The organism is Ornithinibacillus contaminans, assembly GCF_001038425.2.
Lineage (GTDB): Bacteria > Bacillota > Bacilli > Bacillales > Amphibacillaceae > Ornithinibacillus > Ornithinibacillus contaminans.
Genome location: NZ_LDPV02000034.1, coordinates 75,367 through 101,234, shown reverse-complemented (window position 1 = coordinate 101,234; position 25,868 = coordinate 75,367). Strand labels below are relative to the sequence as shown.

The 25,868-nt window shown below is 36.1% G+C and carries 33 protein-coding genes; 12 read left to right on the top strand and 21 right to left on the bottom strand.

Features of this window, described 5'->3' with window-relative positions; translation table 11 throughout:
- Window positions 1-54: 54 nt before the first annotated feature.
- The gene (locus tag JF53_RS08050) at window positions 55-771 is read right to left on the bottom strand and encodes a hypothetical protein (protein ID WP_157052480.1); all 717 of its coding nucleotides are present in this window, start codon (window positions 769-771) and stop codon (window positions 55-57) included.
- A gap of 234 nt (window positions 772-1,005) precedes the next feature.
- On the opposite strand from JF53_RS08050, the gene JF53_RS08045 reads away from it, so the two are divergent.
- The gene (locus tag JF53_RS08045) at window positions 1,006-2,262 is read left to right on the top strand and encodes a hypothetical protein (protein ID WP_047982441.1); all 1,257 of its coding nucleotides are present in this window, start codon (window positions 1,006-1,008) and stop codon (window positions 2,260-2,262) included.
- 108 nt (window positions 2,263-2,370) lie between these two features.
- On the opposite strand, the gene JF53_RS08040 is transcribed toward JF53_RS08045, so the two are convergent.
- A complete protein-coding gene (locus JF53_RS08040) occupies window positions 2,371-2,883 on the bottom strand; it encodes a hypothetical protein (RefSeq protein ID WP_047982442.1) in 513 nt (170 codons plus the stop codon).
- A gap of 419 nt (window positions 2,884-3,302) precedes the next feature.
- Here JF53_RS08040 and JF53_RS08035 point away from each other — a divergent pair, with 419 nt between their 5' ends.
- Together JF53_RS08035 and trpS are read left to right on the top strand one after the other, a co-directional pair.
- Complete coding sequence (locus JF53_RS08035) at window positions 3,303-5,285, top strand: recombinase family protein (RefSeq protein ID WP_047982443.1); 1,983 nt, start codon at window positions 3,303-3,305, stop codon at window positions 5,283-5,285.
- 15 nt (window positions 5,286-5,300) lie between these two features.
- A complete protein-coding gene (gene trpS / locus JF53_RS08030; RefSeq protein ID WP_047982444.1) occupies window positions 5,301-6,290 on the top strand; it encodes a tryptophan--tRNA ligase in 990 nt (329 codons plus the stop codon).
- A 71-nt stretch (window positions 6,291-6,361) separates the two neighbouring features.
- On the opposite strand, the gene JF53_RS08025 is transcribed toward trpS, so the two are convergent.
- From JF53_RS08025 to JF53_RS08000, 6 genes are all read right to left on the bottom strand, one after another.
- Window positions 6,362-7,135: a YjbA family protein gene (locus tag JF53_RS08025; protein ID WP_047982445.1), complete on the bottom strand. Its 774-nt coding sequence runs from the start codon at window positions 7,133-7,135 to the stop codon at window positions 6,362-6,364.
- A 139-nt stretch (window positions 7,136-7,274) separates the two neighbouring features.
- Complete coding sequence (locus tag JF53_RS08020; protein ID WP_047982446.1) at window positions 7,275-7,481, bottom strand: hypothetical protein; 207 nt, start codon at window positions 7,479-7,481, stop codon at window positions 7,275-7,277.
- A 403-nt stretch (window positions 7,482-7,884) separates the two neighbouring features.
- Window positions 7,885-9,123: a beta-ketoacyl-ACP synthase II gene (gene fabF / locus JF53_RS08015; protein ID WP_047982447.1), complete on the bottom strand. Its 1,239-nt coding sequence runs from the start codon at window positions 9,121-9,123 to the stop codon at window positions 7,885-7,887.
- A 52-nt stretch (window positions 9,124-9,175) separates the two neighbouring features.
- Entirely contained in the window at window positions 9,176-10,114 is a 939-nt protein-coding gene (locus JF53_RS08010; RefSeq protein WP_047982448.1) for a beta-ketoacyl-ACP synthase III, read from the bottom strand.
- A gap of 125 nt (window positions 10,115-10,239) precedes the next feature.
- Window positions 10,240-11,202 carry a BMP family ABC transporter substrate-binding protein gene (locus JF53_RS08005; RefSeq protein WP_083443575.1) on the bottom strand — a complete coding sequence of 321 codons (963 nt, stop codon included), beginning with the start codon at window positions 11,200-11,202 and terminating at the stop codon, window positions 10,240-10,242.
- A 32-nt stretch (window positions 11,203-11,234) separates the two neighbouring features.
- Window positions 11,235-11,843: a hypothetical protein gene (locus tag JF53_RS08000; protein ID WP_047982450.1), complete on the bottom strand. Its 609-nt coding sequence runs from the start codon at window positions 11,841-11,843 to the stop codon at window positions 11,235-11,237.
- Between the two features lie 190 nt (window positions 11,844-12,033).
- On the opposite strand from JF53_RS08000, the gene JF53_RS07995 reads away from it, so the two are divergent.
- The gene (locus tag JF53_RS07995) at window positions 12,034-12,213 is read left to right on the top strand and encodes a YjzD family protein (RefSeq protein WP_047982451.1); all 180 of its coding nucleotides are present in this window, start codon (window positions 12,034-12,036) and stop codon (window positions 12,211-12,213) included.
- A gap of 65 nt (window positions 12,214-12,278) precedes the next feature.
- Here JF53_RS07995 and JF53_RS07990 read toward each other — a convergent pair whose 3' ends face one another.
- From JF53_RS07990 to JF53_RS07980, 3 genes are all read right to left on the bottom strand, one after another.
- Window positions 12,279-12,617 carry a hypothetical protein gene (locus JF53_RS07990; protein WP_083443574.1) on the bottom strand — a complete coding sequence of 113 codons (339 nt, stop codon included), beginning with the start codon at window positions 12,615-12,617 and terminating at the stop codon, window positions 12,279-12,281.
- A 178-nt stretch (window positions 12,618-12,795) separates the two neighbouring features.
- Window positions 12,796-13,107 (bottom strand): metal-sulfur cluster assembly factor, encoded by a 312-nt coding sequence (locus JF53_RS07985; protein WP_047982452.1) that lies wholly within the window; start codon window positions 13,105-13,107, stop codon window positions 12,796-12,798.
- Between the two features lie 68 nt (window positions 13,108-13,175).
- A complete protein-coding gene (locus JF53_RS07980; protein ID WP_047982453.1) occupies window positions 13,176-13,943 on the bottom strand; it encodes a prolyl oligopeptidase family serine peptidase in 768 nt (255 codons plus the stop codon).
- Window positions 13,944-14,104: 161 nt separating this feature from the next.
- Between JF53_RS07980 and JF53_RS07975 the strand changes: the two genes are divergently transcribed.
- The 4 genes from JF53_RS07975 (at window position 14,105) to JF53_RS07965 (ending at window position 15,870) form a co-directional block, all read left to right on the top strand.
- Window positions 14,105-14,941: a Cof-type HAD-IIB family hydrolase gene (locus JF53_RS07975; RefSeq protein ID WP_047982454.1), complete on the top strand. Its 837-nt coding sequence runs from the start codon at window positions 14,105-14,107 to the stop codon at window positions 14,939-14,941.
- A 93-nt stretch (window positions 14,942-15,034) separates the two neighbouring features.
- The gene (locus tag JF53_RS17690; RefSeq protein WP_169750784.1) at window positions 15,035-15,184 is read left to right on the top strand and encodes a hypothetical protein; all 150 of its coding nucleotides are present in this window, start codon (window positions 15,035-15,037) and stop codon (window positions 15,182-15,184) included.
- Window positions 15,185-15,373 (top strand): DUF3813 family protein, encoded by a 189-nt coding sequence (locus tag JF53_RS07970; protein WP_047982455.1) that lies wholly within the window; start codon window positions 15,185-15,187, stop codon window positions 15,371-15,373.
- Window positions 15,374-15,606: 233 nt separating this feature from the next.
- Entirely contained in the window at window positions 15,607-15,870 is a 264-nt protein-coding gene (locus JF53_RS07965; RefSeq protein ID WP_047982456.1) for a NifU N-terminal domain-containing protein, read from the top strand.
- 95 nt (window positions 15,871-15,965) lie between these two features.
- Here JF53_RS07965 and JF53_RS07960 read toward each other — a convergent pair whose 3' ends face one another.
- A complete protein-coding gene (locus JF53_RS07960) occupies window positions 15,966-16,808 on the bottom strand; it encodes a YitT family protein (protein ID WP_047982457.1) in 843 nt (280 codons plus the stop codon).
- 97 nt (window positions 16,809-16,905) lie between these two features.
- On the opposite strand from JF53_RS07960, the gene JF53_RS07955 reads away from it, so the two are divergent.
- Window positions 16,906-17,763, top strand: a complete 858-nt coding sequence (locus JF53_RS07955) for a DegV family protein (protein WP_047982458.1) — start codon at window positions 16,906-16,908, stop codon at window positions 17,761-17,763.
- Between the two features lie 327 nt (window positions 17,764-18,090).
- Here the strand turns inward: JF53_RS07955 and JF53_RS07950 are convergent, their stop codons facing one another.
- Window positions 18,091-18,531 carry an ASCH domain-containing protein gene (locus tag JF53_RS07950; protein ID WP_047982459.1) on the bottom strand — a complete coding sequence of 147 codons (441 nt, stop codon included), beginning with the start codon at window positions 18,529-18,531 and terminating at the stop codon, window positions 18,091-18,093.
- A gap of 246 nt (window positions 18,532-18,777) precedes the next feature.
- Between JF53_RS07950 and JF53_RS07945 the strand changes: the two genes are divergently transcribed.
- Window positions 18,778-21,024 (top strand): beta-propeller domain-containing protein, encoded by a 2,247-nt coding sequence (locus tag JF53_RS07945; protein WP_047982460.1) that lies wholly within the window; start codon window positions 18,778-18,780, stop codon window positions 21,022-21,024.
- 211 nt (window positions 21,025-21,235) lie between these two features.
- Here JF53_RS07945 and JF53_RS17445 read toward each other — a convergent pair whose 3' ends face one another.
- The 5 genes from JF53_RS17445 to JF53_RS07930 form a co-directional block, all read right to left on the bottom strand.
- Window positions 21,236-21,397, bottom strand: coding sequence for a hypothetical protein (locus JF53_RS17445; RefSeq protein WP_157052479.1), 162 nt, complete (start codon window positions 21,395-21,397; stop codon window positions 21,236-21,238).
- A gap of 58 nt (window positions 21,398-21,455) precedes the next feature.
- Complete coding sequence (locus JF53_RS07940) at window positions 21,456-21,815, bottom strand: YciI family protein (protein ID WP_047982461.1); 360 nt, start codon at window positions 21,813-21,815, stop codon at window positions 21,456-21,458.
- 14 nt (window positions 21,816-21,829) lie between these two features.
- Window positions 21,830-21,979, bottom strand: a complete 150-nt coding sequence (locus JF53_RS18050) for a DUF3021 family protein (RefSeq protein ID WP_083443573.1) — start codon at window positions 21,977-21,979, stop codon at window positions 21,830-21,832.
- Between the two features lie 108 nt (window positions 21,980-22,087).
- Complete coding sequence (locus JF53_RS07935) at window positions 22,088-22,744, bottom strand: hypothetical protein (RefSeq protein WP_047982462.1); 657 nt, start codon at window positions 22,742-22,744, stop codon at window positions 22,088-22,090.
- Between the two features lie 54 nt (window positions 22,745-22,798).
- Window positions 22,799-23,332 carry an AAA family ATPase gene (locus JF53_RS07930; protein ID WP_047982570.1) on the bottom strand — a complete coding sequence of 178 codons (534 nt, stop codon included), beginning with the start codon at window positions 23,330-23,332 and terminating at the stop codon, window positions 22,799-22,801.
- 171 nt (window positions 23,333-23,503) lie between these two features.
- Here JF53_RS07930 and yppF point away from each other — a divergent pair, with 171 nt between their 5' ends.
- Together yppF and JF53_RS07920 are read left to right on the top strand one after the other, a co-directional pair.
- The gene (gene yppF, locus JF53_RS07925) at window positions 23,504-23,689 is read left to right on the top strand and encodes a YppF family protein (RefSeq protein WP_047982463.1); all 186 of its coding nucleotides are present in this window, start codon (window positions 23,504-23,506) and stop codon (window positions 23,687-23,689) included.
- Window positions 23,690-23,801: 112 nt separating this feature from the next.
- Window positions 23,802-24,668 carry an SDR family oxidoreductase gene (locus JF53_RS07920; protein ID WP_047982464.1) on the top strand — a complete coding sequence of 289 codons (867 nt, stop codon included), beginning with the start codon at window positions 23,802-23,804 and terminating at the stop codon, window positions 24,666-24,668.
- 36 nt (window positions 24,669-24,704) lie between these two features.
- On the opposite strand, the gene JF53_RS17685 is transcribed toward JF53_RS07920, so the two are convergent.
- Genes JF53_RS17685 through JF53_RS07910 form a run of 3 tightly spaced genes read right to left on the bottom strand, consistent with a single transcriptional unit; the run spans window position 24,705 to window position 25,859 of the window.
- A complete protein-coding gene (locus JF53_RS17685) occupies window positions 24,705-24,860 on the bottom strand; it encodes a hypothetical protein (protein ID WP_169750783.1) in 156 nt (51 codons plus the stop codon).
- A gap of 19 nt (window positions 24,861-24,879) precedes the next feature.
- Window positions 24,880-25,308 (bottom strand): DUF1801 domain-containing protein, encoded by a 429-nt coding sequence (locus tag JF53_RS07915; protein WP_047982465.1) that lies wholly within the window; start codon window positions 25,306-25,308, stop codon window positions 24,880-24,882.
- Window positions 25,309-25,325: 17 nt separating this feature from the next.
- A complete protein-coding gene (locus JF53_RS07910) occupies window positions 25,326-25,859 on the bottom strand; it encodes an HAD-IIIA family hydrolase (protein ID WP_047982466.1) in 534 nt (177 codons plus the stop codon).
- Window positions 25,860-25,868 lie beyond the last annotated feature (9 nt).

Sequence of the window (25,868 nt, the reverse complement as noted above, 5' to 3'; positions counted from 1 at the left end):
TGTTTTTCCTACAGGTAATAAAAATTTTTAACAAATCTAATTCACGACGACATACTACTCAGTTAATTCATTTAACATTTTTACTACCCTATGGCTGCGGTCGATATTTTGATTAATACACGCCTTTAGTAATTGAACTCTGTCATTTTGTGATTCCACAGTGTTATCCTCTAATCCATTAAAGATTCTCTCATTGGCAAAACTATAATCCCCAAACAAATAATCTACAATACTTCTATTTAATGCCCTCAACTCTTTTATATCAAAACAATCTTGATTACTCATCGTTATACAACTATGAAATAGTGAAATTATTTCTCTAAATGCATCTTTCTTATTCGCAATTTCTTCTTCAGTCAGGTCTTCAAATGATTTTCCAGTTCTTGATAGTGTCATATAAGTTAAAAGTCCAATCAGTATTGTTTCTATACTATCCTCACTAGCTATGTCCATATTATGTCGATTATCAAAATGATCTTTTATTTTTTCAGATGAGTATAGAAAAAATTCTTCTAAGAAATTATAGTCCCATGTATCCAAAACGTACTTCGAATTTCCTGTGATAAAATCTACTGAAGTATTAAAGAAATTTGCTTGTCGAATGGTATCTTCTAACGTTGGAGTTTGTTCATTGTTTAAATATCTTTGTAAGTTTAACTGGTTAAGACCTAAGTTCTCAAATAATACATTGTCAGAGATATTAAAGCCATTAACTTCCAACAGATGCTGTAGTTGATTTCCTATTTTTATTTTTGATATTTCACAATTCATTAACATTCCGCCCTTCATTCACCTCTTATTATTGTCGTAATTATACGCGGATAAGTGATGATTCACAAATCGATTATGACGGAAAAATAATATTAAATAAGACTCTATAAATTTGATTCGTGCTTGGATTTGTTTTATAAATAAGTTGTAGGATAACACAAAAACAATTAAAGCATTACCTCAGAGTACAAATAACAATCAGCCTACCACGTAAATCTTAAGGAGGTTGATATCATGGAAAAGTCCATTTTCGAAGAAAGTTTTTGGGTAAAAACCCTAAAGCAAGAAGAATTATTAAAAGAGTTACTAAGAAATTGTGATAGTGGAAGTGTTTACTTTTTGCCTAGTGGCGAATGGTTTTTCACAAAAGAAAATTATGATATACATACTAAAGATAGTGAGGAAGTTCCTATATTCCATCTGGATTCTGAGTGTTTAAAATCTATTGGTAATATTAATGTGGATAATGTTATTTTTAATATCCTTAGAATATTTCATCTTTACGACATCTACTGTGAAGGTTATCTACGTTCTTATGGGGAATTTTTAGAGTTTGTTCATAAACAGTTGGAAACAAAAATACTGAACATCCTTAACGAAAATAAACTTGAGACTTTAAAAGAGACCTACCATTTTAAATTAGTTGAGGAGGACTATTCATTCAACTACTATATTTCATGGAATAGTTCATTCGATTTTAAAATTCTTTATAACAATTCGATATTAGGATATACAGATTATGACGGGCTAATGAAATACCTAATAGAAGAGGAATCAATAAATATAAAAGACAAAAGGGTTTTCTTTAATTTTTGTGAGGAAATAAGAAACCTACAAAAGTATTTCTACAAAAAAACAAAATCAAAATATCATAGTCGTCTCTATACTTCTTTTCATGAACTTGCACTGATAGGCAAAGAAGTCCATTTTAATAGAAAAACAGTATGGGCCGAAATGGACTCACCTGTTAAAATCAAAGATATTTTTAACCATTTTGGAAAAGATAGTGCTCACCTTAAACAAAACGATTTAGAAAAATATATAGATATTTTCCACCTAAATCCATACTATGATTGGTACGAACAAATAGCAATTTCTGATGTTTATGATGTGGTTGAATCCGTAATAAATGGTGAAATTAAGGAGCCATTTTCAATTAGGAAGATTAAATGTAAATATACCCATAAGTATAAATTCAATTTTAATTCTAACTACATCATAGAGTGGAACTATCAAGAAAATTGTTATAGACTAAAGCATTTAGAAAATGGTTCATATGAATATTTCAATGGCATTATTGAGTTTATCTTTTTCATTCATGATGAGGTTAGAAATAAAGAAGAATCTATTAAAGAATGTACATTAAACGAAGTAGAGAGTTTCATAATCAAAGTATCTGAACAAGACAAGAGTAATCCTGAATTTGCACGACTTGTCAACTACTTATATGAGGGAGATATTGTGATTACAAGCGAAGATCTACCATTTTAAAAATCCACATTTGTTTTTATATTAAAATAGCTGTAGGTTAAATGATGAGCTGATATTTTATAATCAGCACATTCACCCTACAGCTGTAAATATAGCAAACAAATTATTTTAATAAAACATAAAATATCCTAGTATTAAAGAAATTGGGATACTAAACACCAATACCTTTCCTTGCCAAGGAATACCTTTTTTAATTTCACTTTCCTTATAATTTCTTTTAGCCAAAATATATCCTCTAAGAATACAGAACCAAAAAAATCCCCCACTCATTAGAAACAATAGGTAATATATACTAACAATAAAATTATCTGTTAAAATAAAAATCGTAAGACTAAGTAAACTGTAGGTAATGAATTTACCAGTAAAAGTGCTGATAACAAAATACTTTGGGATTTCCTCCTTTAATTCCTTTTCTTTGATAGGATATATATTTAAAACTAAATTGAAAATCACCCCACCCAAAAACAATATCCCTAGAGAAAAAATATAATAATTTATGGCTGGTATTCTGTAATGCAACCACATCATCGGTAAGCATATGGTTGTAAAAATTCCTGAATAGTAAATCATTATAGCCAACAAAGCCAATTTGTGCCACAGTGAATCAATCACTTTCCCCACGGTCATTCACCTCCATTTAATTTAAAACTATTCTAACGCGCTTTCTTTAATTTCTCCGCAATAACATAATAGAGGTAAAGGCCTTGCATTTTGAGTTGATTAACTGACCTAAAATAGACGGATAAGTACCAGCAATCAAAAGTTTTAATTCAAAACTTCAATTATTTTCATAATCGTGATTACTTCTAATTCTTTATTTATCTAATTAGCAATGTAGTAGTATAATTGTTTTATCTGAAGTGTTGTCCCCTTTATGCTAAACTTTTGCGCAAAAGACAAGGACAAAGTATTATAAAAGAAGCAAAGATATACCTGTAATCCTACTTATTTTTATACATAGGTGATTATATACTTAAGGTGATAACTCTGATTACAGAAGGATATTAGCCCTAATTCTTGGTGGAAAAGGAGGAGATTTGTTGAAATTAGGTGCTGCTTATATAAGAACAAGTGTAGATAAAACAGGAAACAAAATTAGTCCACAACAGCAGTATAATGCTATTAAAAGTTTTGCTGACAATAACTCCATTACTCTTGTCAATGAAGGTTATTATGATGAAGATGTTTCTAGCGAGAATTTTGAAGACCGTCCTGCTTTTCAACAATTACTAAAGGATATTGACACTTACAATATTACATATTTAATTTGCTATGACAGCAGCAGATACACACGGGTAGTTAAGGACTTTATAAATATGACTACTAGCTTGCAGGAAAAGGGTGTTAGTATATTCTTTGCGAATAGTGGTAAGGAAGTAAACCTTCTTGATTGGAACAGTAATACAATGATGGATTTAATCCAGTCTATATTTGATCAGAATATGCGTGAAGACGTTAGAAAGAAAGTATCTGCAAACATGAATGAACTCGTTGATATGGGTTGCTATGTTGGTGGTACGATTCCAATAGGGCTCTCAGTAGAAGATGTTGAAATTGGTGGGAAGAAAAGGAAAAAATACTGTTTAGGTGATAGAAAAGAAATTCAATTGGTTAAAAATATCTTTAAATGGTATTTAGAAGATGATAAAAGCCAGAGTGAAATTGTACGCTTGGCAGACGAAGAGTATACTGATATTTTAAATGAAAATGAGTTAAAAAAATACCGTAAAAAAGGAACAGAAGAAAATTACAAAGGGATCTACTTCAACAGCAAAAAAATCTGGAGAATTCTTAGAAATCCATCTTATACTGGTTATATGGTTAAGAATAGAAGAAAAAGAATTACTAAGAAAAGAAGATCAGATAACCCCGTTGAGGAATGGTATTGGAGTAAAAACTTCAGGGAAGGGAAAGAACCTGATTTCACTCCAATTGTTCCGTTTGAAACATGGGAGAAAGTTCAACAAAAACTACAGGAAAGAAAGCCTAAACAAGAGCACTATGACCCTCAAAGAGAAAATAGTCCCTATTTACTTTCTAGTATGTTGAAATGTAATGAATGTGGTAGAGCTATGAATGGCACATATACATTGGGAAAAGTAAAAAAAGATGGGACACGTTCTAAATTTTATTATTACAAATGTGATGTAGCAATAAAAAGTAAAGGTCAAAACTGTCGTAATAAGAAATTGGTGCGTTGTGAAAAGGTTGATAATATAGTTCTTGACATATTTGGTAATGCAACTGTATTGCTCAATGTACTGAAAACTTTATATAGTTATCAAAAGGATGCTTTAGAAAATAATACTGCCTACCTTGAGAAGATAAATGGCTTAGATAATAAAATTAAAAAAGCTGAAGAGTCTAAGCAAGGAATTATCTCTAGTATTGGTCAAGTAACTGATCCGGAGTTTAAAATGGATTTAATAAAACAAGGTGAGGAATTAACTAAAGAGATTAGGACATTAAGAAAGCAAAAAAACCAATTAAACGAAGAACAAGAAGAACAAAGTATGAAAAAAGTTGAATTGCAGGAAGTTGTAGGGTTATTACTTCAGCCTGAAACATTTTATAAAAATCAAACAACTAAGCAAGTAAGAAATTATTTAAAACATGTGATAGAATCAATTGAGTATAAGCCAAATAAGGAAATGGTAATTAATTTAAAGTTTGCTAAAAAGGCAATGAGCATCACCACCGTACCTACCGAAAAATTTAATCAATTAAAAGAAGAACTCAAAACTGAAAAAGGCAGAGTAAGTAAAAAGAAAGTAAAAGAACAAAATCAAATAGTCCTATTTAGCCTATTATCTACCTTGTGGGATAAAGATCCTAATAAAATTGGGAAAGATGAGGCTAGTATAATAAAGTTTATAATTGAGGCTTTAGAGGAATTTAACGGGACGAATGAGGAATGGGCATACCCAAAGTTTAGTGGTACGGTGGCACACGGGGGTTCATTCGTCCCTTGTTTTAAGGGAATGAATGGGCTTTTTTTGTTCCCTAAAATAAATAAAATATGAAAAGGAGAGAAAGACATGAGTACCATTTTTTCAGGAATCCAACCAAGCGGAACATTAACCATCGGAAATTATGTTGGCGCAATTCGTCAATTCACAGAGCTTCAACATGATCATCATTGCTTCTTCTGTATTGTTGATGAGCATGCAATTACTGTTCCTCAAGATCGGCTGAAACTTAAAGAAAACATTCGTTCATTAGCAGCAATTTATCTTGCATGTGGAATTGATCCCAATAAATCTACATTATTTATCCAATCGGAAGTACCAGCACATACACAGCTAGGCTGGATGATGCAGTCGATTAGTTACATGGGAGAATTAGAACGCATGACCCAATTCAAGGATAAATCAGAAGGAAAAGATGCCGTATCGTCTGCCCTATTTACTTACCCATCCTTGATGGCAGCTGATATTCTATTATACAATGCTGATTTAGTTCCTGTTGGGGATGACCAAAAACAACACTTAGAATTAACGAGAGATTTAGCACAACGCTTCAACAATCGATTTTTAGAAGTATTTACCATTCCAGAAATCAGCATTCCAAAGGTTGGTGCACGTATTATGTCACTGCAAGAACCGACCAAGAAAATGAGTAAATCCGACGAGAATGTGAAAGCTTCCATCTTCATGTTGGATGATCCGAAGAAAATTGAGAAGAAGATAAAAAGTGCCGTTACTGATTCAGAAGGTGTTGTGAAGTATGATAGGGAAAATAAGCCTGGCGTATCAAACCTATTAGACATCCATTCGGTATTTTCTGGTGAAACCATTGAAGACCTAGTAAGTAAATATGAAGGAAAAGGTTATGGAGACTTCAAACAAGGCGTTGCCGATGCGGTTATCAGCGTTTTAAAACCGATTCAAGATCGCTATTATGAAATTCTCGAATCCGATTTATTAGACGAAATTCTGGATGAGGGTGCCGAGAAAGCTTCCCTAATCGCAAATAAAACACTAGCAAAGGCCAAAAAAGCAATGGGTCTTGGGCGTGTGAAAAAGTAAACAAATGAAAACAAGAAATTGCCCCTGAAGGATTGTGCTCAAAAAACAAACCTTTAGGGGCAGTTCTATTATTACTGATTTTTTGATTTTTGTTTGGATGTACCTTCACCGTACTGGCTTTCCATCTCCCACATTTTTTCCAGAAATGGTTGACCCTTTATAAGCTTCTCACAAAGCTCCTCATGAGCATCACTCCAACCAAATTTCACCCCATCATACAGCGCCTGCCATACTTCATCTTCATCCATAAATCGAATGAAAGGATATTTTTTTGGATTCCATTCGGTTAACCAGTAACGTAGTTCTTCTAAATTATTGGAGGTTCTTAGTTGATCTAATCCCATCATTAATAATTGCTTCAACTGGCGTTCTCGCCTTGTCAATCCAAATACTAAATCTGGAGACATGGATAACATATGATACTCCTTCTGATAATGCTCGTCATCAAATCCAAAGCTCTGAGGCTTTGACTTTTCGATCATTTCATACACAAGCTGTTCTTGTCTTGGAATCAGACGACTTTTCCGAATAGGAATCCGATAGCCGATCGTATCAAACGCCATAATATCATTACCATCCGTTACCACACAGGCATATTCAACCACTGAGCGATCCTGTCCTTTACGCGTATAGGCACGTTTATAAATGGCATCAAGGAGCATTTGCGGCAGGTCATGCATATCATTTTCAATGTATTGATACAACCGTTCAGTTATGTATACTAATGGGACTTGGTCTAATAATTCAATACCATCATCTTTACGCCATTCATGAAAATAACATACATTATAGCCGTTTTCTTCTCCTTCAAACCAGTTCACCCAAACATCGTGTAAATATAACATCAACACCCCTCACTTCCCGAATGTATCTACTGAGGTTGTTCAAAAATTTACCATCTATTCCAGTTCTTTTTGAACATACGCTTAAAATACATTATGACCATCATTTAAAAAATTATTCGAGAGAGCGCAAATTATCGGGTCACGGTCTGTTCGGATACGCATAGATAACAAAAGCCATTATGATAAAACCAACCGGGAAAAAATAACATTCTATTCTGCCGCTAATATAGAGGAAATACTCCACCCACGACACACCAGCAGGCAAAAAATTCATATAAGCAATCATGGTGACCCCACCCGTAACAGCTAGTCCAAATCCTACTAAAAATAAAATGGCATACCCCATTATATTCAACCACCCACGCTTGTCCAAAAGCTTTTTTATTTCATTTTATGCGTGTTATGCGGGATACATGATAGTGATTGTTATTATTGTGGGGGGATGGATTTGTGGGTTGGGGTGGGGTGAGACTGGGATTGGGTTGGTTCGGTAGGTTCGGGATTTCTCGGTGGAAATTCGGGGTTTCTGACTAGCACTTCGGCATTTATTTGATTTGGTTCGGGATTGGTGTTAGGGTTCGGGACTTCATGTATTAGCTCCGGGACTCCCTCGCTCTAGTTCGGGATTCAGTTCGGAGTTACACGCAAGGTTCAGGATTCCCCCAAGCTCAGGACAACCCGAACGAAATTCGGTTTTCCTCCTCTCCAATAGAAAAAGGGCCGACTTCAACAGTCAGCCCTTAACTTTATTATTGATATTTTTTAAAAATAAGAGATACATTATGCCCGCCAAACCCTAATGAATTACTTAAGACAACATTCACTTCTTGTTTTCTTGCTTTGTTCGGTACGTAATCCAAATCACATGCTGGATCTGGAGTTTCGTAATTTGTTGTTGGTGGAATCATGCCATTTACAATCGATTTTACAGCGATAACAGCTTCAACACCGCCTGCAGCTCCTAGTAAGTGACCAGTCATTGACTTGGTTGATGATACTGCCAGTTTATACGCATGCTCACCGAATACAGTTTTGATTGCTTCTGTTTCAAATTTATCATTTAAATCGGTACTTGTTCCATGTGCATTAATATAATCGACTTCCTCTGGCTTCAGACCTGCATCGCGTAATGCATGTTGCATCGCTCTTGCTGCCCCTTCTCCATTTTCAGCTGGAGCAGTGATATGATAAGCATCTCCAGTTGCACCATAGCCAACAATCTCTGCATAAATGTGAGCCCCACGCTCTAGTGCACTTTCTAGTGTTTCTAGGATAACGATTCCAGATCCCTCACCCATTACAAAACCATCACGGTTACTATCGAATGGACGACTTGCTGTTTTCGGATCATCATTTGTAGATAATGCTTTTGCCGATGAAAAACCAGCAAATGACATATTGGTAATCGGTGCCTCTGCTCCACCAGCAATCATGTAATCCGCATCACCGCGCGCAATTGATTTAAACGCATCTCCAATAGAGTTTGCTCCTGATGCACATGCTGTAACGGTACAAGAGTTAATTCCTTTTGCACCTGTTTGAATTGATACTTGGCCAGCAGCCATATCTGGAATCATCATCGGTACAAAAAATGGACTAACTCGCTTATATCCTTTTTCCATAAACTTTCTAATTTGATCTTCATAGGTTTGCATGCCGCCAATACCAGAACCAATCCATACGCCAATACGATGTGCATTCTCATCCGTAATTTCCAAATTTGCATCCTTTAATGCCATCTTAGATGCAGCAACGGCAAATTGCGTAAATGGATCCATCTTACGTGCATCTTTTTTATCGATATATACAGTTGGGTCAAAATCTTTTACTTCAGCTGCAACTTTTGCTGGAAACTCATCTTTATTGACTCGAGTTACAAAATCTATACCAGAGTTACCTGCAAGGAGATTTTCCCACATTGATTCCACGTCATTACCAATTGGGGTAACTGCTCCAAGACCTGTCACAACTACTCTTCTTTCCGCCATGATTGGTACTCCTCCTACTATTGTTTTTTTACAATGCTAATACGTTTAATGGTTAACGTCCCCAACGTAAAGCGATTGCTCCCCATGTTAAGCCAGCACCAAAACCAACTAACACGATTAAATCATTTTCCTTAATTTTACCATCTTTTACACTTTCGGATAAAGCCATAGGTATGGACGCCGAAGAGTTATTTCCGTATTTCTTAATTGTCGTCGCCATGCGATCCTCAGAAATCCCTAGCTTCTCTCTTGCCGCTTCCATAATACGAATATTCGCTTGGTGTGGGATTAGATAATCCACATCTTCTTTGCCTAATCCAATTTTTTCAATCACATTGACAGATGAGTCTGGCATTTGTCTTACTGCAAACTTAAATACCTCTCGCCCATTCATATAAAGGTAGCCGTCATCCTTTTGATACAGATGTGGCCCACCAGCACCATTTGCTCCTAGCTCAAAGGATAGAATACCTTTTCCATCCGCTACTTCTCCCATTACCGCTGCGCCTGCACCATCACCAAATAGCACACAAGTATTACGATCAGACCAGTCAGTAATCTTAGATAATTTTTCCGCACCTACAACTAAAATATGCTTGTAGACATTTGAATCAATAAATTGCTTCGCAGTAACCATTCCATACATAAATCCAGCACATGCAGCACTAATATCCATTGCAGCTGCATTCCAAGCTCCTAGTTTTTCTTGAAGCATACAGGAAACAGACGGAAACGGTGTATCAGGTGTAACCGTAGCAACTAGAATTAAATCAATATCCTCAGGCTTTATATTAGCATCTTCCAGGGCACTTAATGACGCATGATATGCCATGTCAGAAGTATCCATATCATCTTCTGCGATTCTTCTTTCTTCTATACCAGTCCGTGTACGGATCCATTCATCACTTGTATCGACCGTTTTTTCTAAATCCTTATTCGTAACAACCTTTGATGGAGCGTAATGACCAACACCTAAAACGCCAACACCCATATTTACATCCCCTTACATTCTTTGAGTTATTATCAAATATTATGACTTGGTACTAATTTTAATGCAAAAAAGAAAGACTTGCAAGACAGAACTTCTTGCGGCTTACTAGCAAACGCCATTAAGACTTAGTATTGATTAGGTAGTAAGCCTGTTTTCTTATATTCTTCAATCGCTTTATTAATTTCTGCTTGATAGTATCTTGGAACCTTTGAGCTGAATTCCCCTAGAGTAATAAAATCATCTTTAAAATCAAATGAAAGTATTTCACCATCTAATTTGCCGTTATTAAATTCCTCAGCCGCGAGAGTATACAATTCGTCAACATGTTGTACAGTACTTGTTAAAACTGTTTCTGGTTCAATTTCCAACTGATCTGAAACAAATCCAAGTGCATATAGATTATCCTGGCTAGCAGTAGTGATGATCTCCTCACTGAAAACATCTCCTGCTGGATAAAACACGTCTACTCCATTTGCCTTCATCCGGTTGTAAGCTTCTATAGCTACTGCTTTGTCATTCCAGTCATATATAAATTCCATCTGTACATTCGTACTCGAATCTTGATATTTTACACCTTCATAAAATCCTTCTATTTCTGGTTGCCATTGATATGCAGCAATTATACCAACTTGTTTAGTAGATGACATCTGACTAGCTAGCATCCCCGCAAAGAATCCCATCGCATGCGAATTAAATGTCATACTAGTTAAATTTTCACGATAATAATTGCCATTAAAATATACAAAATGAACCTCTGGATAATGCTGTGAAAGCTGATAAAAATATTCGCCGTATGTGCTACTGTGTCCAAATATAAGGTTTGCACCGTCTTCGACAAGTTTGCTGACTGCTTTGGAAACTTCTGCTTCTGTTGAAACATTCTCAATCGCCTCTACCTCAACACCGTATTCTTCTCCAATTGCCTTCAACCCAGCATAGCCCTTTTCATTCCATGGTTGATCCTTTATCGTACCCTCCATAAGCATGCCAGCTCGATACAAATCACCTAGATTTTCATTCTGCGCACAACCACTTATAAACATTATCCCTATAATAGCTAGAATAAAAATACAGTATTTATTCTTCAAGGTAGGCAACTCCATTCAAATTGAGTAGACACTTAATATAAATTCTTGAAACGTTGAAAATGCGCCTTTACATTCTCCACGTTAACCTCTATAGGTACATTGTCACGAATATAGATCGAATTTTCAAGTTTTACTGCTCGGTCTTGGAAATTTTTCTTAGAAATGAGCGTTAAATCACGAAGAATTGTTGTTCCAGTCATGATTGGATAGGTAGCATCAAGAAAATCTTCAATGTAAACTGCTTTTTTTTGAAATTCTTTTGAATTAAATGGAATCAGTTTTTCATTCCAAATGACCCCATCCTCTGTCATGTCCATCCATTCTCCGAATAACATTGGTGAATATAACAGTACACAATTAGTATTTTTAACATGTTTCGGTGGCTTTGTGCAAATCATAAATGTTTTTGGTGTTTTGTTGCTACATAAACTACCATCATCAATTTGAATAACAATATCATAAGTATTCTCTTCTCTTTCCAGCAACGTGAAAGAACTATTACGTCCTAAAAACAAAGAAAGGTGTTCTTTTTTCTCTGTGTCAATTGTATCTATTCCCCCTACTTCCATTCCCTTTTCTAGGAAATGATTAACATAATGATACCCAATCCAGTGAAAACAGTTTGTGATTAATACCTTCACTTTTTAATTCCCCCTTCTATGTAAAATTTTCCTTATCTGGTTAATTAGCACTAGTTAGTTAATGAGTTAACGAGATTTTATCATTACCTGTGAAGAAACGCTTTCAATTTAGGCGCCGATTTGGTAAACTAGAGACGGAATAAAATACGTTAGAGTTACACATTAAGCTATGAAAAATGAGGTGTTACATATGCGTTATATCGCTACAATTTTTTGGGCAGTATTAATTAGCTTTGTACTTTCTTATGTTCTATCGAGTATGGCTGGTGAATCATTAGATCTTGTTGCAACACTAGTCGTAGCAGCAATTTTTTCAATTGTTATCTTCCTATTAGGTGACGGCTTGCTACGTCAACGAAACGAGCAATAATAGGTGAAACGAAAACCCTTGCCGATATGTAATGTGGCAAGGGTTTTACTTTTAGCGAAGCAAGACTAGTACCATGGCAAAATACTAAGCGCTGTTAATGCTGCTAATGGTAACACTAGGCGTCTGAATCTATTTCCTGGACCATAATATCCGTAGCCTGGATAGCCATATCCTCCTGGATACCCCCCATACCAACCACCATAGCCAAATTGACGTTGATCTGGTGTATACGGCATTGGCTGTTGATAGGACTCTCCTTCTATCGGCACGGCAAAATAGACATACTCATCATCCACTCCAGTAATAATACCGTCAAAGCTCGTGCCATCTTCTAACTGTGCAAGCACATAGGCATGCACATGACTTTTGCATAAATCATACATATGTTTTTTGTTTTGAGCCATCGTATCGACCTCCTCACATGTTAGCCTATTCATGTATGTAAGTGGTGGTGACAGAATAACCCAGTTCTTGCATAGAGAGAGTTGCGTATTTATGGCTTTGGATTTCTGATTATCTAATTAACCATCAAAAAAAGCTGATTCGCACCATTATACGTGGACGAATCAGCTTTCTTTTGTATTAATCTGGAATTCCTAACGCGATTTTCGCGTAACGTGACATTCTTTCTTTGCCCCATGGTGGATCCCAAACGATATTTACTCTTGTTTCCTTTACTTCTGGTAAATCATAAAGTGCACGCTGCACATCTGCTTCAATGTGGGCTGATAATGGACATCCCATTGCTGTCAATGTCATGGTAACAATCGCCACACCATCATCATCTAATTCCACATCATATACTAAGCCAAGGTTAACGATGTCAATTCCTAGCTCTGGATCGATAACATTCTCAAGAGCTCCCATGAGATTTTCTTTTAATGCTTCATCCATGGTATCCCCTCCTTCTCTATTCATAACTTCATTTAACCATACTTACTTTGTTTTTTAAAAGATTTTACTTAAAGATGAGACGTAAACCATTTAGCTGTTTCTACAATGGCATATCGACTTACTTTATGACCACGATTTTTTTCACGTAAAAAATGAATGTTTGCCACGTTGTTATAAATCATTTTCGCCTGTTGATAAAAGCTGTACGAATCATCAAATGGCACTGTGGGATCTTGATCGCCATGCCAGAACAATAATGGTCTGTCGTTTAATCTTTCTACCTGCATGGATAAATCATATCGTGTTAACGTGTCATATAATTGTTCAATTTCTTCCTCTGTGATTGGCAAGTCACCTAATTTCTCCCGGTAGCTAGCGATGAGAAATTTAGCAAAACTAGTGAGCTTTGGCGATCCCATTAATACTGCCGCTGTCTTAATCCATGGGTATTGGGTTAGGGCAGCTGCTGTGGTGATACCACCCATACTTGTTCCCGCTAACCCGATTCTCCCGTCTAAAATAAGCCCCGCTTCCTGGAAGTGGTTCTTTATGAGTTCGAGTTCTTTAATATTTTGCATTACAATATGGAAGAAAGCTAATTGTCTTTTTACAGGTGAAACTTCATGTTCTCCCCGCTCTCCATGATGCTGACTATCTGGCAGAACGACACGATACCCTTTTTCCGCCAGTAAAAATGCTAACGGTAGGTTATGTTCCTTTGCACTTGTAAATCCGTGAAAATATGTAATAAGTGGTAAAGCATCCGATTCCTTTTGTGAATCAACAACGACTAAACTCGGCACGCCACCTATCTCTTGTTTGGTTATGCCTATCATGTAAACAGCCCCCTCCATCTGAAAACTTTCTTCTCTCTACCATAATAGTATTTTTTGGAAAATAGTGAAACTAATTTAACCGTTATTTTTCAGAAGTTTTTGCCTAAACCCTTTACATCTAAATGAAACACGAATAAACTAGTCTCATGCGAGGTGAAATTATGACAAAACAACATTTAATTGCATTAGATCTTGATGGAACACTACTTTCCGATGACAAAGTAATTAGTGAAAAGAATAAGCAAGTAATTGCTACAGCGATGGAAGCCGGTCATATCGTTGTCATTGCAACTGGGAGACCACATCGGGCTAGTATTCAATACTATAAGGAATTAGGGTTGGTGACACCAATGGTAAACTTTAACGGAGCCTTAATTCACCATCCAACGGACAAGAAATGGGACGTATTGCATAATCCAATGCCAAAAAGAACAGCATTAGCAATTATTGAAACTTGCTATAACGTTGATGTATACAATGTTTTGGCTGAGGTGAAGGATAATGTTTACCTCGATAAATTCGACCAAAAAATAATTGATATTTTTCATCAAACTGAACATGATGCCCCGTTTACAATTGGCAGTTTAAAAAGTAAGCTTACGGAAGATCCAACATCCTTATTAATTCATCCAAAAGAAGATCACATTGATACATTACGTAATCATCTCGATGATTTTCATGCTGAGGTTATTGAGCATCGAAAATGGGGTGCTCCGTGGAATATCATTGAAATTGTGAAAAAAGGAATTAATAAAGCGGTGGGACTACAGAAGATTGCCCATTATTACCAAATTCCACAAGATAGAATTATTGCCTTTGGCGATGAGGATAATGACTTTGAAATGATTGACTATGCTGGAGTTGGGGTTGCTATGGGAAATGCAATTGATCCTTTAAAATCATTAGCCAACCATATTACTGCAACAAATGAGTTAGATGGTATTGGTGTCTTCTTAGAGGAATACTTACAACTAAAGACAACAAACCTTAAATCGTGATACCGTAATTTTCCTACAATAAAATAAAGCAACTATTTCCATACTAAAGGTGAACGTATCAAAACGTTCACTTTTTTGTTGGGAGGAATCGTCTTGGCCAAAGGGAGTAAATCAAAGAGATTTAGCCAACAAAGCGCGGATGCTATTAAAAAGCATGATGAGAAATTTCCTTATCGTTCTAGTTTTACCGATGCTGAACGAAAACAGGATGAAGCAGATAATCATACGGTAGGAGGGTTTTAAATGCAAAACAATCTTTTTCAGCAAGCAATGGATGCTGTGTCTCGTCTAACGAACATGAACGGGGCATCTGAACAAGATAAACAAGCCGCACACAACGCTATCCAAGCCGCTATCACAGATGCAACTCCAGAAGAAAAGCAGCAGTTACAACAATTGCAGCAGCAGCTGGAGCAGCATAAACTTAGCTAACCTCCGCATAAATAGTGTTCGTTAGTTTATTTCCCCCACTTCTGACACTATTTGTAACAAGCTTACTGTAATTGCCAGTTCATTCCTCTGGATTAAATGGGATTACAAAATGTAAGCACAAGGAGGGTGTTCCATCCATTTACGGGTGAAGCACCCTCCACTATTTTTGCTTTTTTCTTACCGGCTTTTCTGCTAATATAGAGTTAAGGAAGTTTATTAGGGAGGTAATCGGAATGGGAATTAGAGCTGAAGCAACACCAAATCCTAATGCGATAAAATTTACAACAGACAAGCTAATTTTTGAAGGAACGAAAAGTGTTTCTGTAATGCCTGGTGACACGAGTGATTATGAAATTATGAATGATTTACTTCAACTTGATGGCGTCGATAATGTGTTCGGCTATCAAAACTTTATTACTGTTAATAAAAGCTTTGATGCCCAATGGGAAGACATTACACCAAAAGTAACTGACGTTTTCGAAAAGCACGGCTACTGATACATAGTCTCTTTTTAACGACCACATTATCGTTGGTCACTATACAAAAAAATGCCAAGGGTGGAAGCCCTCGGCATTTTTTTGTATAAGTTGTATTACTCTTTTCGAAAGAAACCGTATATACCAGCTGTCTCTACGATATTTGCAAAGGCATTTGGATCGATTTCTTTAATGATTTTTTCCAAATCATATAATTCGTAGCGTGTGATAACGAGATACAGCATGTGCTTATCTTCATTCGTATATGCACCAACCGCAGGCAAGATAGTTATTCCCCGTACCATTTTTCCATGAATCGCTTGTTGTAATTCCTTAGCTTTTCGAGTCACAATCATCGCAGTAAGCTTCTCATGGCGGGTATGAATGGTATCAATTACTCGTGTTGTTACATAGAGTGTCACTAATGTGTATAATGCATTTTCAGGCTCATAAAGAATTCCAGCAAATGCAATAATAACAGCATTTAAGGACAAGAAATAGATTCCAATAGGTTTATCATTGAGACGGGACAATACCATAGCTACAATATCCATCCCCCCAGTAGAGGCACCGATTTTCAAGGTGAACCCTACTCCAATACCAGTGACAAGCCCACCAAACACTGCATTCAAGATAATATCCTCTGATAATTGTACAACTGGCAAGATTTCTAAAAATAAGGATGAGAATAATACGGAAACAATACTATAGATGGTAAACCCTTTCCCTACCTTAAACCAACCTAAAATAAATACAGGAATGTTTAATAGTAATAGCAAAATACCTGTAGATATACCAATTCCTATAAAATCATTAAATACACTTGATATTAATTGTGCAGCACCAGTGAATCCACTAGCATATACGTTGGCACTAATCAAAAAGAAATTTAACGCAATTGCATTTAAAAGAGATCCGATGATTACAACTGCAATACGCTTTGCCTCGACTAAAAACATAACATTCTCCTTCAACTATCAATTATTTTGACTATATCCCATTATAACTATAAACTAAACTTAATATAATATTTTTAATAGGAATAGGTGATTCGAGATGAGTATTAAAATTATGGCAGATTCAGCAAGTGACTTAACACAAGATTACTTCACTGAATATGACATGGAAATGGTATCCTTGACGGTTCATTTGGATGACAAGGATTATGTCGATGGCAAAACCATCACACCAAAGAACGTATTCGATGCAATGAGACAAGGAAAAGCACCAAAAACATCCCAGGTTTCACCACAAACATTTAAATCTATTTTTACCTCCTATGCAGAGTCTAAACAAACATTACTATATTTGGCGTTTTCTTCAGAGCTTTCCGGTACATATCAAACAGCCAAAATGATGGAGCAAGAAGTGAAGGAAGAATACCCTGACGCTGACATCCATGTCATTGACACCAAATGTGCGTCTATTGGTTACGGACTTGTAGTTCTACAGGCTGGTAGACTAGCGAAAGAAGGAAAAAGCGCTGAAGAAATTATTGCTGATGCCGAGAAACGCGCACTAAACATGGAGCATATCTTCACCGTAGACGATTTAGAATACTTACAACGCGGTGGACGTGTTAGTAAAGCTGCTGCTTTCGTCGGTACACTACTTAATATTAAGCCGATTCTTCATGTTGAAGATGGGAAACTAATCCCTCTTGAAAAAATGCGTGGGACGAAAAAACTATTAGGTCGTATGCTTGAAATTATGGAAGAACGTGGCGGAAACTTCGAAAATCAAACCATTGGTATTAGCCATGGTGATGATCTCGAACGCGCAGAGAAATTAGCGGAAATGATTAAAGAAAAGTTCGGTGTGAAAGAAGTTGTTATTGAAATGGTCGGGTCGGCCATTGGCGCACACTCAGGACCAGGAACATTGGCATTATTTTTCTTGAATAAAGCTTTTTAATAACGGTACACGTAAAAACGCTTGGATATATTTGAACTGCACCCCAATTGTTAGACACCATCTAATAATTGGAGGTGCAGTTCAAATCCAAGCGTTTTTGTTTTCTATTCAGATGTGTTTTTTATTCGATATATTCCAATACTCATAACTGAAAAAATTCCTGTTTGAGAACAATTAGCTTGTCAACCTGTTCTTCTGAAGGTTGGATATCTATTGTCATCTTATCCCTGCTTTTCCGTTCACCTTTTCAAGCTCTATGATTTACAAACAGTCATTTGTTACTATAGTCTGTATTGAATATCTACCTTATTTCTATATAAGCTTTAACTACCTCGGATATACCTTTCTAAACCGTTCACAAACAACCAACATATCTGGTGAGAATTCTAGATCATACTCTTTTAATGATTTAGTAAAGAATTCTTCATGGGCTTCCCACCAATAGTTATAATCTCCTTCACCTTCTGCTAATGCGAATTCCTCGGTCACTTCATTCATTGGAAGGACCTCAACAGATTGGATTTGAATGACTGCTACAGGCTCGTCCTTGCCATTCAACACAATACTATACTCCTCTGGTTGTGGTAATGCCTCATTTTCAATTTCATAAAACACAAACCCAGAGGATGTCGCTGTCTTCTTCCCTTCAACTACTAAATCGGCCAACCAATCTGCAGAAACTCCAAATTGAAAAGCATCTTTATATTCTTTCCCCTCTAAATTAGTTGCATCGCAAAACTCATTCCAAAATTGTTGTACTTTATTCATCTATAACCATCCCTTGCTTCCACATTTATCTTTCGTTCCTAATACATCTGCTTTAGAAGTTTAGTTGCAAAAGATTTTAATTATTCCATTTTCTAAGTTTATCATAGGTCACTTCCATAAAGAATGGTAATTTTTCAATTTTTAATTAACCAAACTCCCTTTCCACTTAAAATTGAAACATATTATTAATTCTGTGCGTCTTATTGCCAAAGGTATATTTTTCCTAACGTAAACGGGGTGAAAAAAATGAAAAAAAGGATTGGGTTAATTAGTTTGGTTGGCATCCTTGGAATTGGGTTAGTCGTCTTTTTCATGTTTACCAATCGTATCACGGCAGAAATTCCTGCAGCATCAAGTTATGTCCCTACATTCAAAGACTGGACAGTGCACTTTTCAGAACCGATGAATCCCGACACATTCACAGCAGAAAATGTTGTTGTAGAGAACACTCGGGGTGAACCTGTTTCAGCTGTATTGGAATGGAACAGTACATTCACAGTATTAACATTGAAAGCTCCTGAAGAAGGCTATACCATCAATGAAGCCTATACAATAACCATCTCTAATACCGTCGAAACTGCTTCTGGAAAAAACCTATCACGAGAGCTTTCACACAATTTTACCGCGGTGGCAAAGCTACAAAATATCGAAGACCAAGACCAACTGGTAACATTGCTAAAAGAGCGAATGGAAACTGCTGGAGATGAAGTTGCCATTCGGACAGAAGTAGCAGAATCATCAGATGCTGGCGCAGAAGATACGGCAACATCAAATGAGATTTTTTCAAACAATGATTCATCAACCACTAATGTTCAAGTAGCAGGTATCGATGAGGCAGATATCATCAAATCAGATGGTGATGCAATCTATTTTGTCCGTGATGGGGATATCGTCATTACGTCTGCCATGAAAGAAAACAGTGAAGTATTGAGTCAAATTAAGCTAACAGATTATTATCCAAGCGAAATATTTTTACAGGATAATTTATTAATTACGATTGGAACAAAACAAGAGCCAATTCGCGAAATAAAAGAACCTAAAAAGAATAATGGCGAAACAACCGATTTAGAAAACCGAATTTATGAACCGATGTATTCTAGCCAAACAACAATATATATTTATGATGTAGCAAATCCGAGAGAACCGAAGCAAATTCGAGAAGTCAGTCATGAGGGCTATTATAGTACGGCAAGAATTTTAGATGGCTACCTATACCTAATTGCAAATGAACATCCACCATTTCGAATTTTAGAACAGGAGGATGCAGAAGTCAGACCATACATCAAGGATACGGCAGTAAGTGATGCTAGTAAGCCAGTTGATTTCGAGGATATGTACTTCTTTCCGGAAAGCAATGAAGAGCAATTCCTCATACTGACTTCTATTGATCTAGCAGACATGGAAAAAGAAGCAAACATCGAAACATATCTCGGCGCATCTGATCAAATTTACATGTCTAAAAATAACTTATATGTAGCGGTGAACAAGTACAAGGAACTCGATGGATCTGAGTCAAGGTCTAGCGGAGAAGCAGATATCATGATCTGGCAACCACAAAACGTTGATACCGAGATAACACAGTTTAAAATAGATAATGGATCGTTAACCTATAATGCGTCAACAGTTGTAAACGGAACGCTTATCAATCAATTTGCGATAGATGAACGAAGTGACACCTTCCGCGTCGCCACAACAAAAGATAATTGGGAAGATGAGGAACAAGCATCAACGAACAATCTATACACGTTTGATTTAAATCTTAAACCACTCGGCTCAGTTGAAGGACTTGCGGAAGGAGAGCGAATCTTTAGTGTGCGTTTTATGGAAAATGTGGCGTACATGGTTACATTTGAACAGGTTGACCCATTATTTGTCATTGACTTAAAAGATCCAGAAAACCCAACGGTACTAGGAGAACTAAAAATACCGGGATTTAGTAATTACTTACATCCATTAGATGAGAACCATGTCATTGGCTTTGGCCAGGATACCAAGTTGGTTGAAGAAGAAGGTATTGAAGAGCCAATAGTTCGCACAGAGGGACTTAAAATATCCGTATTTGATGTTAGTGATCCAACTAATCCAGTTGAGAAGTATAGTGAAGTCATTGGTCAAGGAGGTTCGTATTCAGAGATATTGTATAATCATAAAGCATTGTTTAAACATCCAACTAAAAACGTATTTGGTTTCCCAGCAGTTTTATCAGAAACAAAGTTAGTGAATAAGGGTGATATCAGCTATGAAGAATACAAGTATATCTTTGAAGGGGCATTATTATACGAGATATCCGCTGAGGATGGAATCGAACTTCGGGATACCATAACACATCAAGGTGAAATGAAGGACTATCCAGAATGGACCTCCGAAGTTAAAAGAATGGTTTCAGTGGATGATACTCTCTACACGTTTTCATTGGATAAGATGAAGGTTTATGACTTAGCTGGTAAAAAAGTGGTCGGAGAAGTTGAATTACCTGAGTTAAGTTTCCAATAGTAGGACTTAGTTCAGATACCATAGAAATACAACCAATTTAACACGCCAAAAAACGCCTGGTATTGGCGCTGCTAATCTTCCCTGCGTTTTTGGCGTGTTAAAGTTTAATGTTTATATTATAAAAAAATTGGAACTTTAAATTATCTGGAAGTTCTATATCGTATTATAATCTTCTTAAACTAAAGTACCAGTTAGTGAAGTAAAAAATTCCTTAGATTTTATAGATATCATTTTCTTGCTCTTGCTTTTCCTTTAATTCCTTTCTTAGTTTCTCCACTCTTTTTAACCTTTTGAATGTCAACATTGAGAGAAGAGTAACGACAATATATTTTAATGTGATTTCGTCTTTGTTCTGTTGAATTACCTTTTCCATCGAATCCCTCCTTTAGTAGAACTTCAGTATTGCACCAGTTACTTGAACTGGAAACATCCTAAATAATCCCTAATTCTTTTTGAATCTTATGTTTGTAATCAATATATCCTTGGTCAAATCCTGGATTTTTATTTTCAATTTTGCTCATTTTATAATCCCATTGTTTTATTTCATAACTGAAGATACCATTTTTAACAGTAGGGTCATTTTCAACGAATTTAATAACATCCTCTTCCGTGGCAGCATCAATAACTATTGCTCCTCCAGTTGAACCTCCAAATGGTCCAGCTAAAACTATATTTCCATTATTATATTCGGTTTGAACATACACAGCATGTTCAGGCATAAACGGTTGATTATGTAGGACTACACCATCTCTCCAATTTATTGATGGAGTTAACAATATCAGGTATCTCATGTCGATTTCCCCCTTTAATTAAATAAAATTTTCAGCATTACCAAATAATGAGCAATAATTTGTTTTAAAAAACTCCATTGTTCAATTTGATAGATTACACTTGTCAACCCTAAGAAAAAAGCTATTAATCCATAAAAAAAGAAAATACTTGAAGTATCTATCACCCCTTACAACCTGTACAACAGTGAAATTATTAGAAGAATAACAAACGGCATTACGCCCCTAATCAATCCTTTTTTTAAAAGTAGTTGCATTATAAAATTCCTTTCTTACTATCGATTGTTACTAATTGTTCCATCTATTTCCTCCATCATTTCTTCAACCCAATCCATATCGATTGGACCATTGACAACCTTATAATAGTCCCCGCTATTATAAGAAACTAAGCGATTTTCATAAATGGAAGCCCCTATTGGTTTATCATTTGAATGGATTGTAATACGGAAACCTTTTTCATTTGAAACATCGCTATTCCACTCATCATTTTTCATCTTCTTAACTTGGTATTGACTCAAAAACTCTTGTAACGAATCTGCTTGTTCTTTACTATCCGTTTGCAAATTATCATTAACAAGGATGTAATCGATGTTACTTGAATTAAAGCTAATAACATCCTCTAAACCTTTTTCTCTATAATCATCAACCAGATAGATTGATATTAGGATAATCGGAACTGCAATCATTATAGGAATAAAAATTTTTACGGTTTTATCCTTATCCAATCCTTTACGAAGGGAATATTTCACTAGTTTTTCTGCTACAAATGCCGTTAGTGGAATAACAGCTATGAAATATAGTAAAACATAAATGATATCTGTAAAATCATAATTCCAAGGGATGAACTTAATATAAATTAAACCGTAAATATATGAACTGATAAATAATAGAAAAATGAAGAATATAAAAAATAGACCTTTACTTTTATTCATGTAATCCAACCTCTCTTTTCGGTTCAAATTTTCTCTCACAACTTTAAACAATCTCTAATGTTCAATCACAACTTCTCTCTCACCTTTTGGTGGTTCAAAACTATTAAGAAAGGAAGTTAAAATTTCTTCGGTTATGGGAAAGGCTGCATTTGCATCAAAACGTTGACTTCGTATGTTAAGTCGCTTTCGCAATTCATCCGGATGTACTTTTAGATATAGTAGCATCCATTTCCCTCCTGCCCTTTCAATAAGCTGTTTAAAATCATCTCTTTCTTTCCTTTGCCAAAAACTAGAGTCAACCACAACCTGCTTTTTATCATGAATTAACTTTACTAACCTTTTGCGTAATCTGACATGAGCTTCATCTGAATACTCCCTATATTTTTCTACCGGATAATCAATTCCATATCGACCATTAGTAGCCCACACCTCTTCGTCAATAGAAAGACGTACAAATCCCTCTTTTTCTAATTGCTGTGCGAACGTAGTTTTTCCCGATCCAGCTATGCCACACATCATAACTACTAAGGGGATGTCATCATCTCGTTCAGCAAAAATCGTCTCCATTACCGAAAGTTTATCTAGCATCAACATATCCCTACTTCTCACTATATAGCAATTAGTCATATCTTTTTAAATATTTTAACATAAAATTCCAACTCTATTGCTACTAATTCTTTTTTGCATGTTTGTCGTTATTGTTACATATATTTTTTATACAGTTGTACATGGCATTTATTGGGGATAAGGAGGATGAACATGCTAATAAACGAATTAATTTCTGATTATGAATCAGAGCGTAAGGAAGCACCAAAAACACTAAACGATTTATTAGACTATTACCAAAAAAAATATATTGCTGGCGAAATTGATATCAGATCCTACCGGGAAGTGTTCAACTTTTTGCACCAACAAGGAGCAACCTCTGCACATGAATATGTATAAAGATAAACTATTATAAGTCCTTTTACAGGGCTTTTTCTTTTGGAAAATATCTCATGGAATTGTTAATAATGGGCAAAATGGATAACGTAATCTCACCAAGGAGGTTGAACAAGTGACCGTTAATAAGGAACCAAAAACACCACCACCCCAGGAGCAACAGCAACAACCAGGGATAGAATCTAATATGAATCCTGAACCGGAATACATTCGAAAAGACTATAAAGGAAGTGACAAACTAAAAGGAAAAGTCGCCATTATTACTGGTGGCGATAGTGGAATTGGACGAAGTATCAGCATTCACTTTGCCAAAGAAGCGGCAGATGTTGTGATTGTTTACCTAAATGAAGATACTGATGCCGAGGAGACGAAACGATTGGTGGAAGAAGCTGGACAAAAGTGCCTGCTTATCTCTGGTGATATCGGAGACCCTGAATTTTGTAAGAAAGCCGTAGAACAATCGATGGACAGCTTTAGTCAAATCGATTGTTTAGTTAATAACGCTGCCGAACAACATCCACAAAATGATGTGCTAAATATTTCGAAGCAACAACTGGAGCGAACATTTAAGACCAATGTTTTTGGTATGTTCTATATGACGCAAGCTGTGCTCCCTCATCTTAAAAAAGGTGGTACCATCATCAATACAACATCCATTACTGCCTATCAAGGTAATAAGAGTCTCATCGATTATAGTGCAACCAAAGGCGCTGTAACGTCGTTTACGCGCTCCTTATCGGAATCACTAGTCGGAAAAGGAATTCGCGTAAATGCTGTGGCACCAGGACCAATTTGGACACCATTAATTCCATCCACCTTTAATGCGAAACAAGTAGACAATTTCGGAGCGAATACCCCGATGAAACGAATGGGCCAACCCAAGGAACTTGCACCAGCTTATGTTTATTTAGCTAGTGAAGATTCCAGCTATGTCTCAGGAGAAATAATCCATATAAATGGTGGAACGATTATTAATGGATAAAGTAAACAGATGCTAGAGTGTTATTGCTAGCATCTGTTATCTTTTCTCTACAAATAACAAGATTAATGTTGCAATCGGGCCTAACAACAAGGATAGCAAAAACCAATTTAGACCAGTTCGGTTTTTCCCCTGGGCTAACCCTGCATTGATTAACGCTAACGTTCCCCAGCCTACATAATAGCCTCCGTCCATATGATATGCACCTACTCTCCTATTCCTTTTTATCCGGATAAGTCGCTTGCAAAAATTCAACCGATTGGTTAATTAAATCTACTAAAACAGCTACGTCAACATCGGCAACTTTGTTGATATAGACACAAGCTTTACCTGTTGTATGCTTTCCAAAATTCTTCAGAAGTGCTTCTCGCTCTAAATCGCCTGTAGCAAAATAAAGGCTTATTTTAGCTTTACGTGGAGAGAAACCAACTAATGGAGCGTCCCCTTCATGGCCAGATGCATATTTATAATGATAGGAACCAAACCCTATAATGCTTGGCCCCCACATCTTTGCTGGATAGCCTGTTGTTTCGGTAAAAATATCTAGTAAGCGGTATGCATCTTCTTTTTTCTTTGGTGACTCAACTGATTCGATAAACTCTATTACACTATGATCATTTTCTTTTGTTTTTAATTCGTACATAAGTATCTCTCCATTTATTAGATTAGCTTTTCCGTTATCCATTTTACTGCATCTAACAAATCTTCTGCTATATAATCTGGATCTACTTCACTCCATGTATGCCGATATTCGTGTAGTGAACCATTACCCCATCCGGTTCTCACTAATATTTTTATTGCACCTACAGCTTCTGCCGCAAGCATATCTGTTGATCCTACATCACCAATGACAATACAGTTTTCCAATTTCAAATCATAACTTTGAGCAGCATTTCGTAACATCCCAGGTTTTGGCTTTCTACAATCACAATTTTCTTCCATTCGATGAGGACAAATAAACACATCATCAAATCCATAAGAATTAAACTCTTTTTTAAAGTCATTGATAGATACTTCCCCTCTACCAATTCTGTGTTGATTCGTAAAAGAGAATAACTTCAACCCTTTCTCACGCAAAATCCTAAATGCCTCCGCACTATAAGGGTAAAGTTCAAAATCCCGCGGATGTTTAAAATGACCATCCCCACCAATTGTTCCATCTCGATCAAGAAACACTGCTTCTATACTGACCATCTGTTTACC

Coding starts and splice junctions, on each gene's coding strand:
- JF53_RS08050 (WP_157052480.1), bottom strand. CDS start 771: ATGAATTGTGAAATATCAAAAATAAAAATAGGAAATCAACTACAGCAT.
- JF53_RS08045 (WP_047982441.1), top strand. CDS start 1,006: ATGGAAAAGTCCATTTTCGAAGAAAGTTTTTGGGTAAAAACCCTAAAG.
- trpS (WP_047982444.1), top strand. CDS start 5,301: ATGAGTACCATTTTTTCAGGAATCCAACCAAGCGGAACATTAACCATC.
- JF53_RS08025 (WP_047982445.1), bottom strand. CDS start 7,135: ATGTTATATTTACACGATGTTTGGGTGAACTGGTTTGAAGGAGAAGAA.
- JF53_RS08020 (WP_047982446.1), bottom strand. CDS start 7,481: ATGGGGTATGCCATTTTATTTTTAGTAGGATTTGGACTAGCTGTTACG.
- fabF (WP_047982447.1), bottom strand. CDS start 9,123: ATGGCGGAAAGAAGAGTAGTTGTGACAGGTCTTGGAGCAGTTACCCCA.
- JF53_RS08010 (WP_047982448.1), bottom strand. CDS start 10,114: ATGGGTGTTGGCGTTTTAGGTGTTGGTCATTACGCTCCATCAAAGGTT.
- JF53_RS07995 (WP_047982451.1), top strand. CDS start 12,034: ATGCGTTATATCGCTACAATTTTTTGGGCAGTATTAATTAGCTTTGTA.
- JF53_RS07990 (WP_083443574.1), bottom strand. CDS start 12,617: ATGGCTCAAAACAAAAAACATATGTATGATTTATGCAAAAGTCATGTG.
- JF53_RS07985 (WP_047982452.1), bottom strand. CDS start 13,107: ATGGATGAAGCATTAAAAGAAAATCTCATGGGAGCTCTTGAGAATGTT.
- JF53_RS07980 (WP_047982453.1), bottom strand. CDS start 13,943: ATGATAGGCATAACCAAACAAGAGATAGGTGGCGTGCCGAGTTTAGTC.
- JF53_RS07975 (WP_047982454.1), top strand. CDS start 14,105: ATGACAAAACAACATTTAATTGCATTAGATCTTGATGGAACACTACTT.
- JF53_RS07970 (WP_047982455.1), top strand. CDS start 15,185: ATGCAAAACAATCTTTTTCAGCAAGCAATGGATGCTGTGTCTCGTCTA.
- JF53_RS07965 (WP_047982456.1), top strand. CDS start 15,607: ATGGGAATTAGAGCTGAAGCAACACCAAATCCTAATGCGATAAAATTT.
- JF53_RS07960 (WP_047982457.1), bottom strand. CDS start 16,808: ATGTTTTTAGTCGAGGCAAAGCGTATTGCAGTTGTAATCATCGGATCT.
- JF53_RS07955 (WP_047982458.1), top strand. CDS start 16,906: ATGAGTATTAAAATTATGGCAGATTCAGCAAGTGACTTAACACAAGAT.
- JF53_RS07950 (WP_047982459.1), bottom strand. CDS start 18,531: ATGAATAAAGTACAACAATTTTGGAATGAGTTTTGCGATGCAACTAAT.
- JF53_RS07945 (WP_047982460.1), top strand. CDS start 18,778: ATGAAAAAAAGGATTGGGTTAATTAGTTTGGTTGGCATCCTTGGAATT.
- JF53_RS17445 (WP_157052479.1), bottom strand. CDS start 21,397: ATGGAAAAGGTAATTCAACAGAACAAAGACGAAATCACATTAAAATAT.
- JF53_RS07940 (WP_047982461.1), bottom strand. CDS start 21,815: ATGAGATACCTGATATTGTTAACTCCATCAATAAATTGGAGAGATGGT.
- JF53_RS07935 (WP_047982462.1), bottom strand. CDS start 22,744: ATGAATAAAAGTAAAGGTCTATTTTTTATATTCTTCATTTTTCTATTA.
- JF53_RS07930 (WP_047982570.1), bottom strand. CDS start 23,332: ATGCTAGATAAACTTTCGGTAATGGAGACGATTTTTGCTGAACGAGAT.
- yppF (WP_047982463.1), top strand. CDS start 23,504: ATGCTAATAAACGAATTAATTTCTGATTATGAATCAGAGCGTAAGGAA.
- JF53_RS17685 (WP_169750783.1), bottom strand. CDS start 24,860: ATGGACGGAGGCTATTATGTAGGCTGGGGAACGTTAGCGTTAATCAAT.
- JF53_RS07915 (WP_047982465.1), bottom strand. CDS start 25,308: ATGTACGAATTAAAAACAAAAGAAAATGATCATAGTGTAATAGAGTTT.
- JF53_RS07910 (WP_047982466.1), bottom strand. CDS start 25,859: ATGGTCAGTATAGAAGCAGTGTTTCTTGATCGAGATGGAACAATTGGT.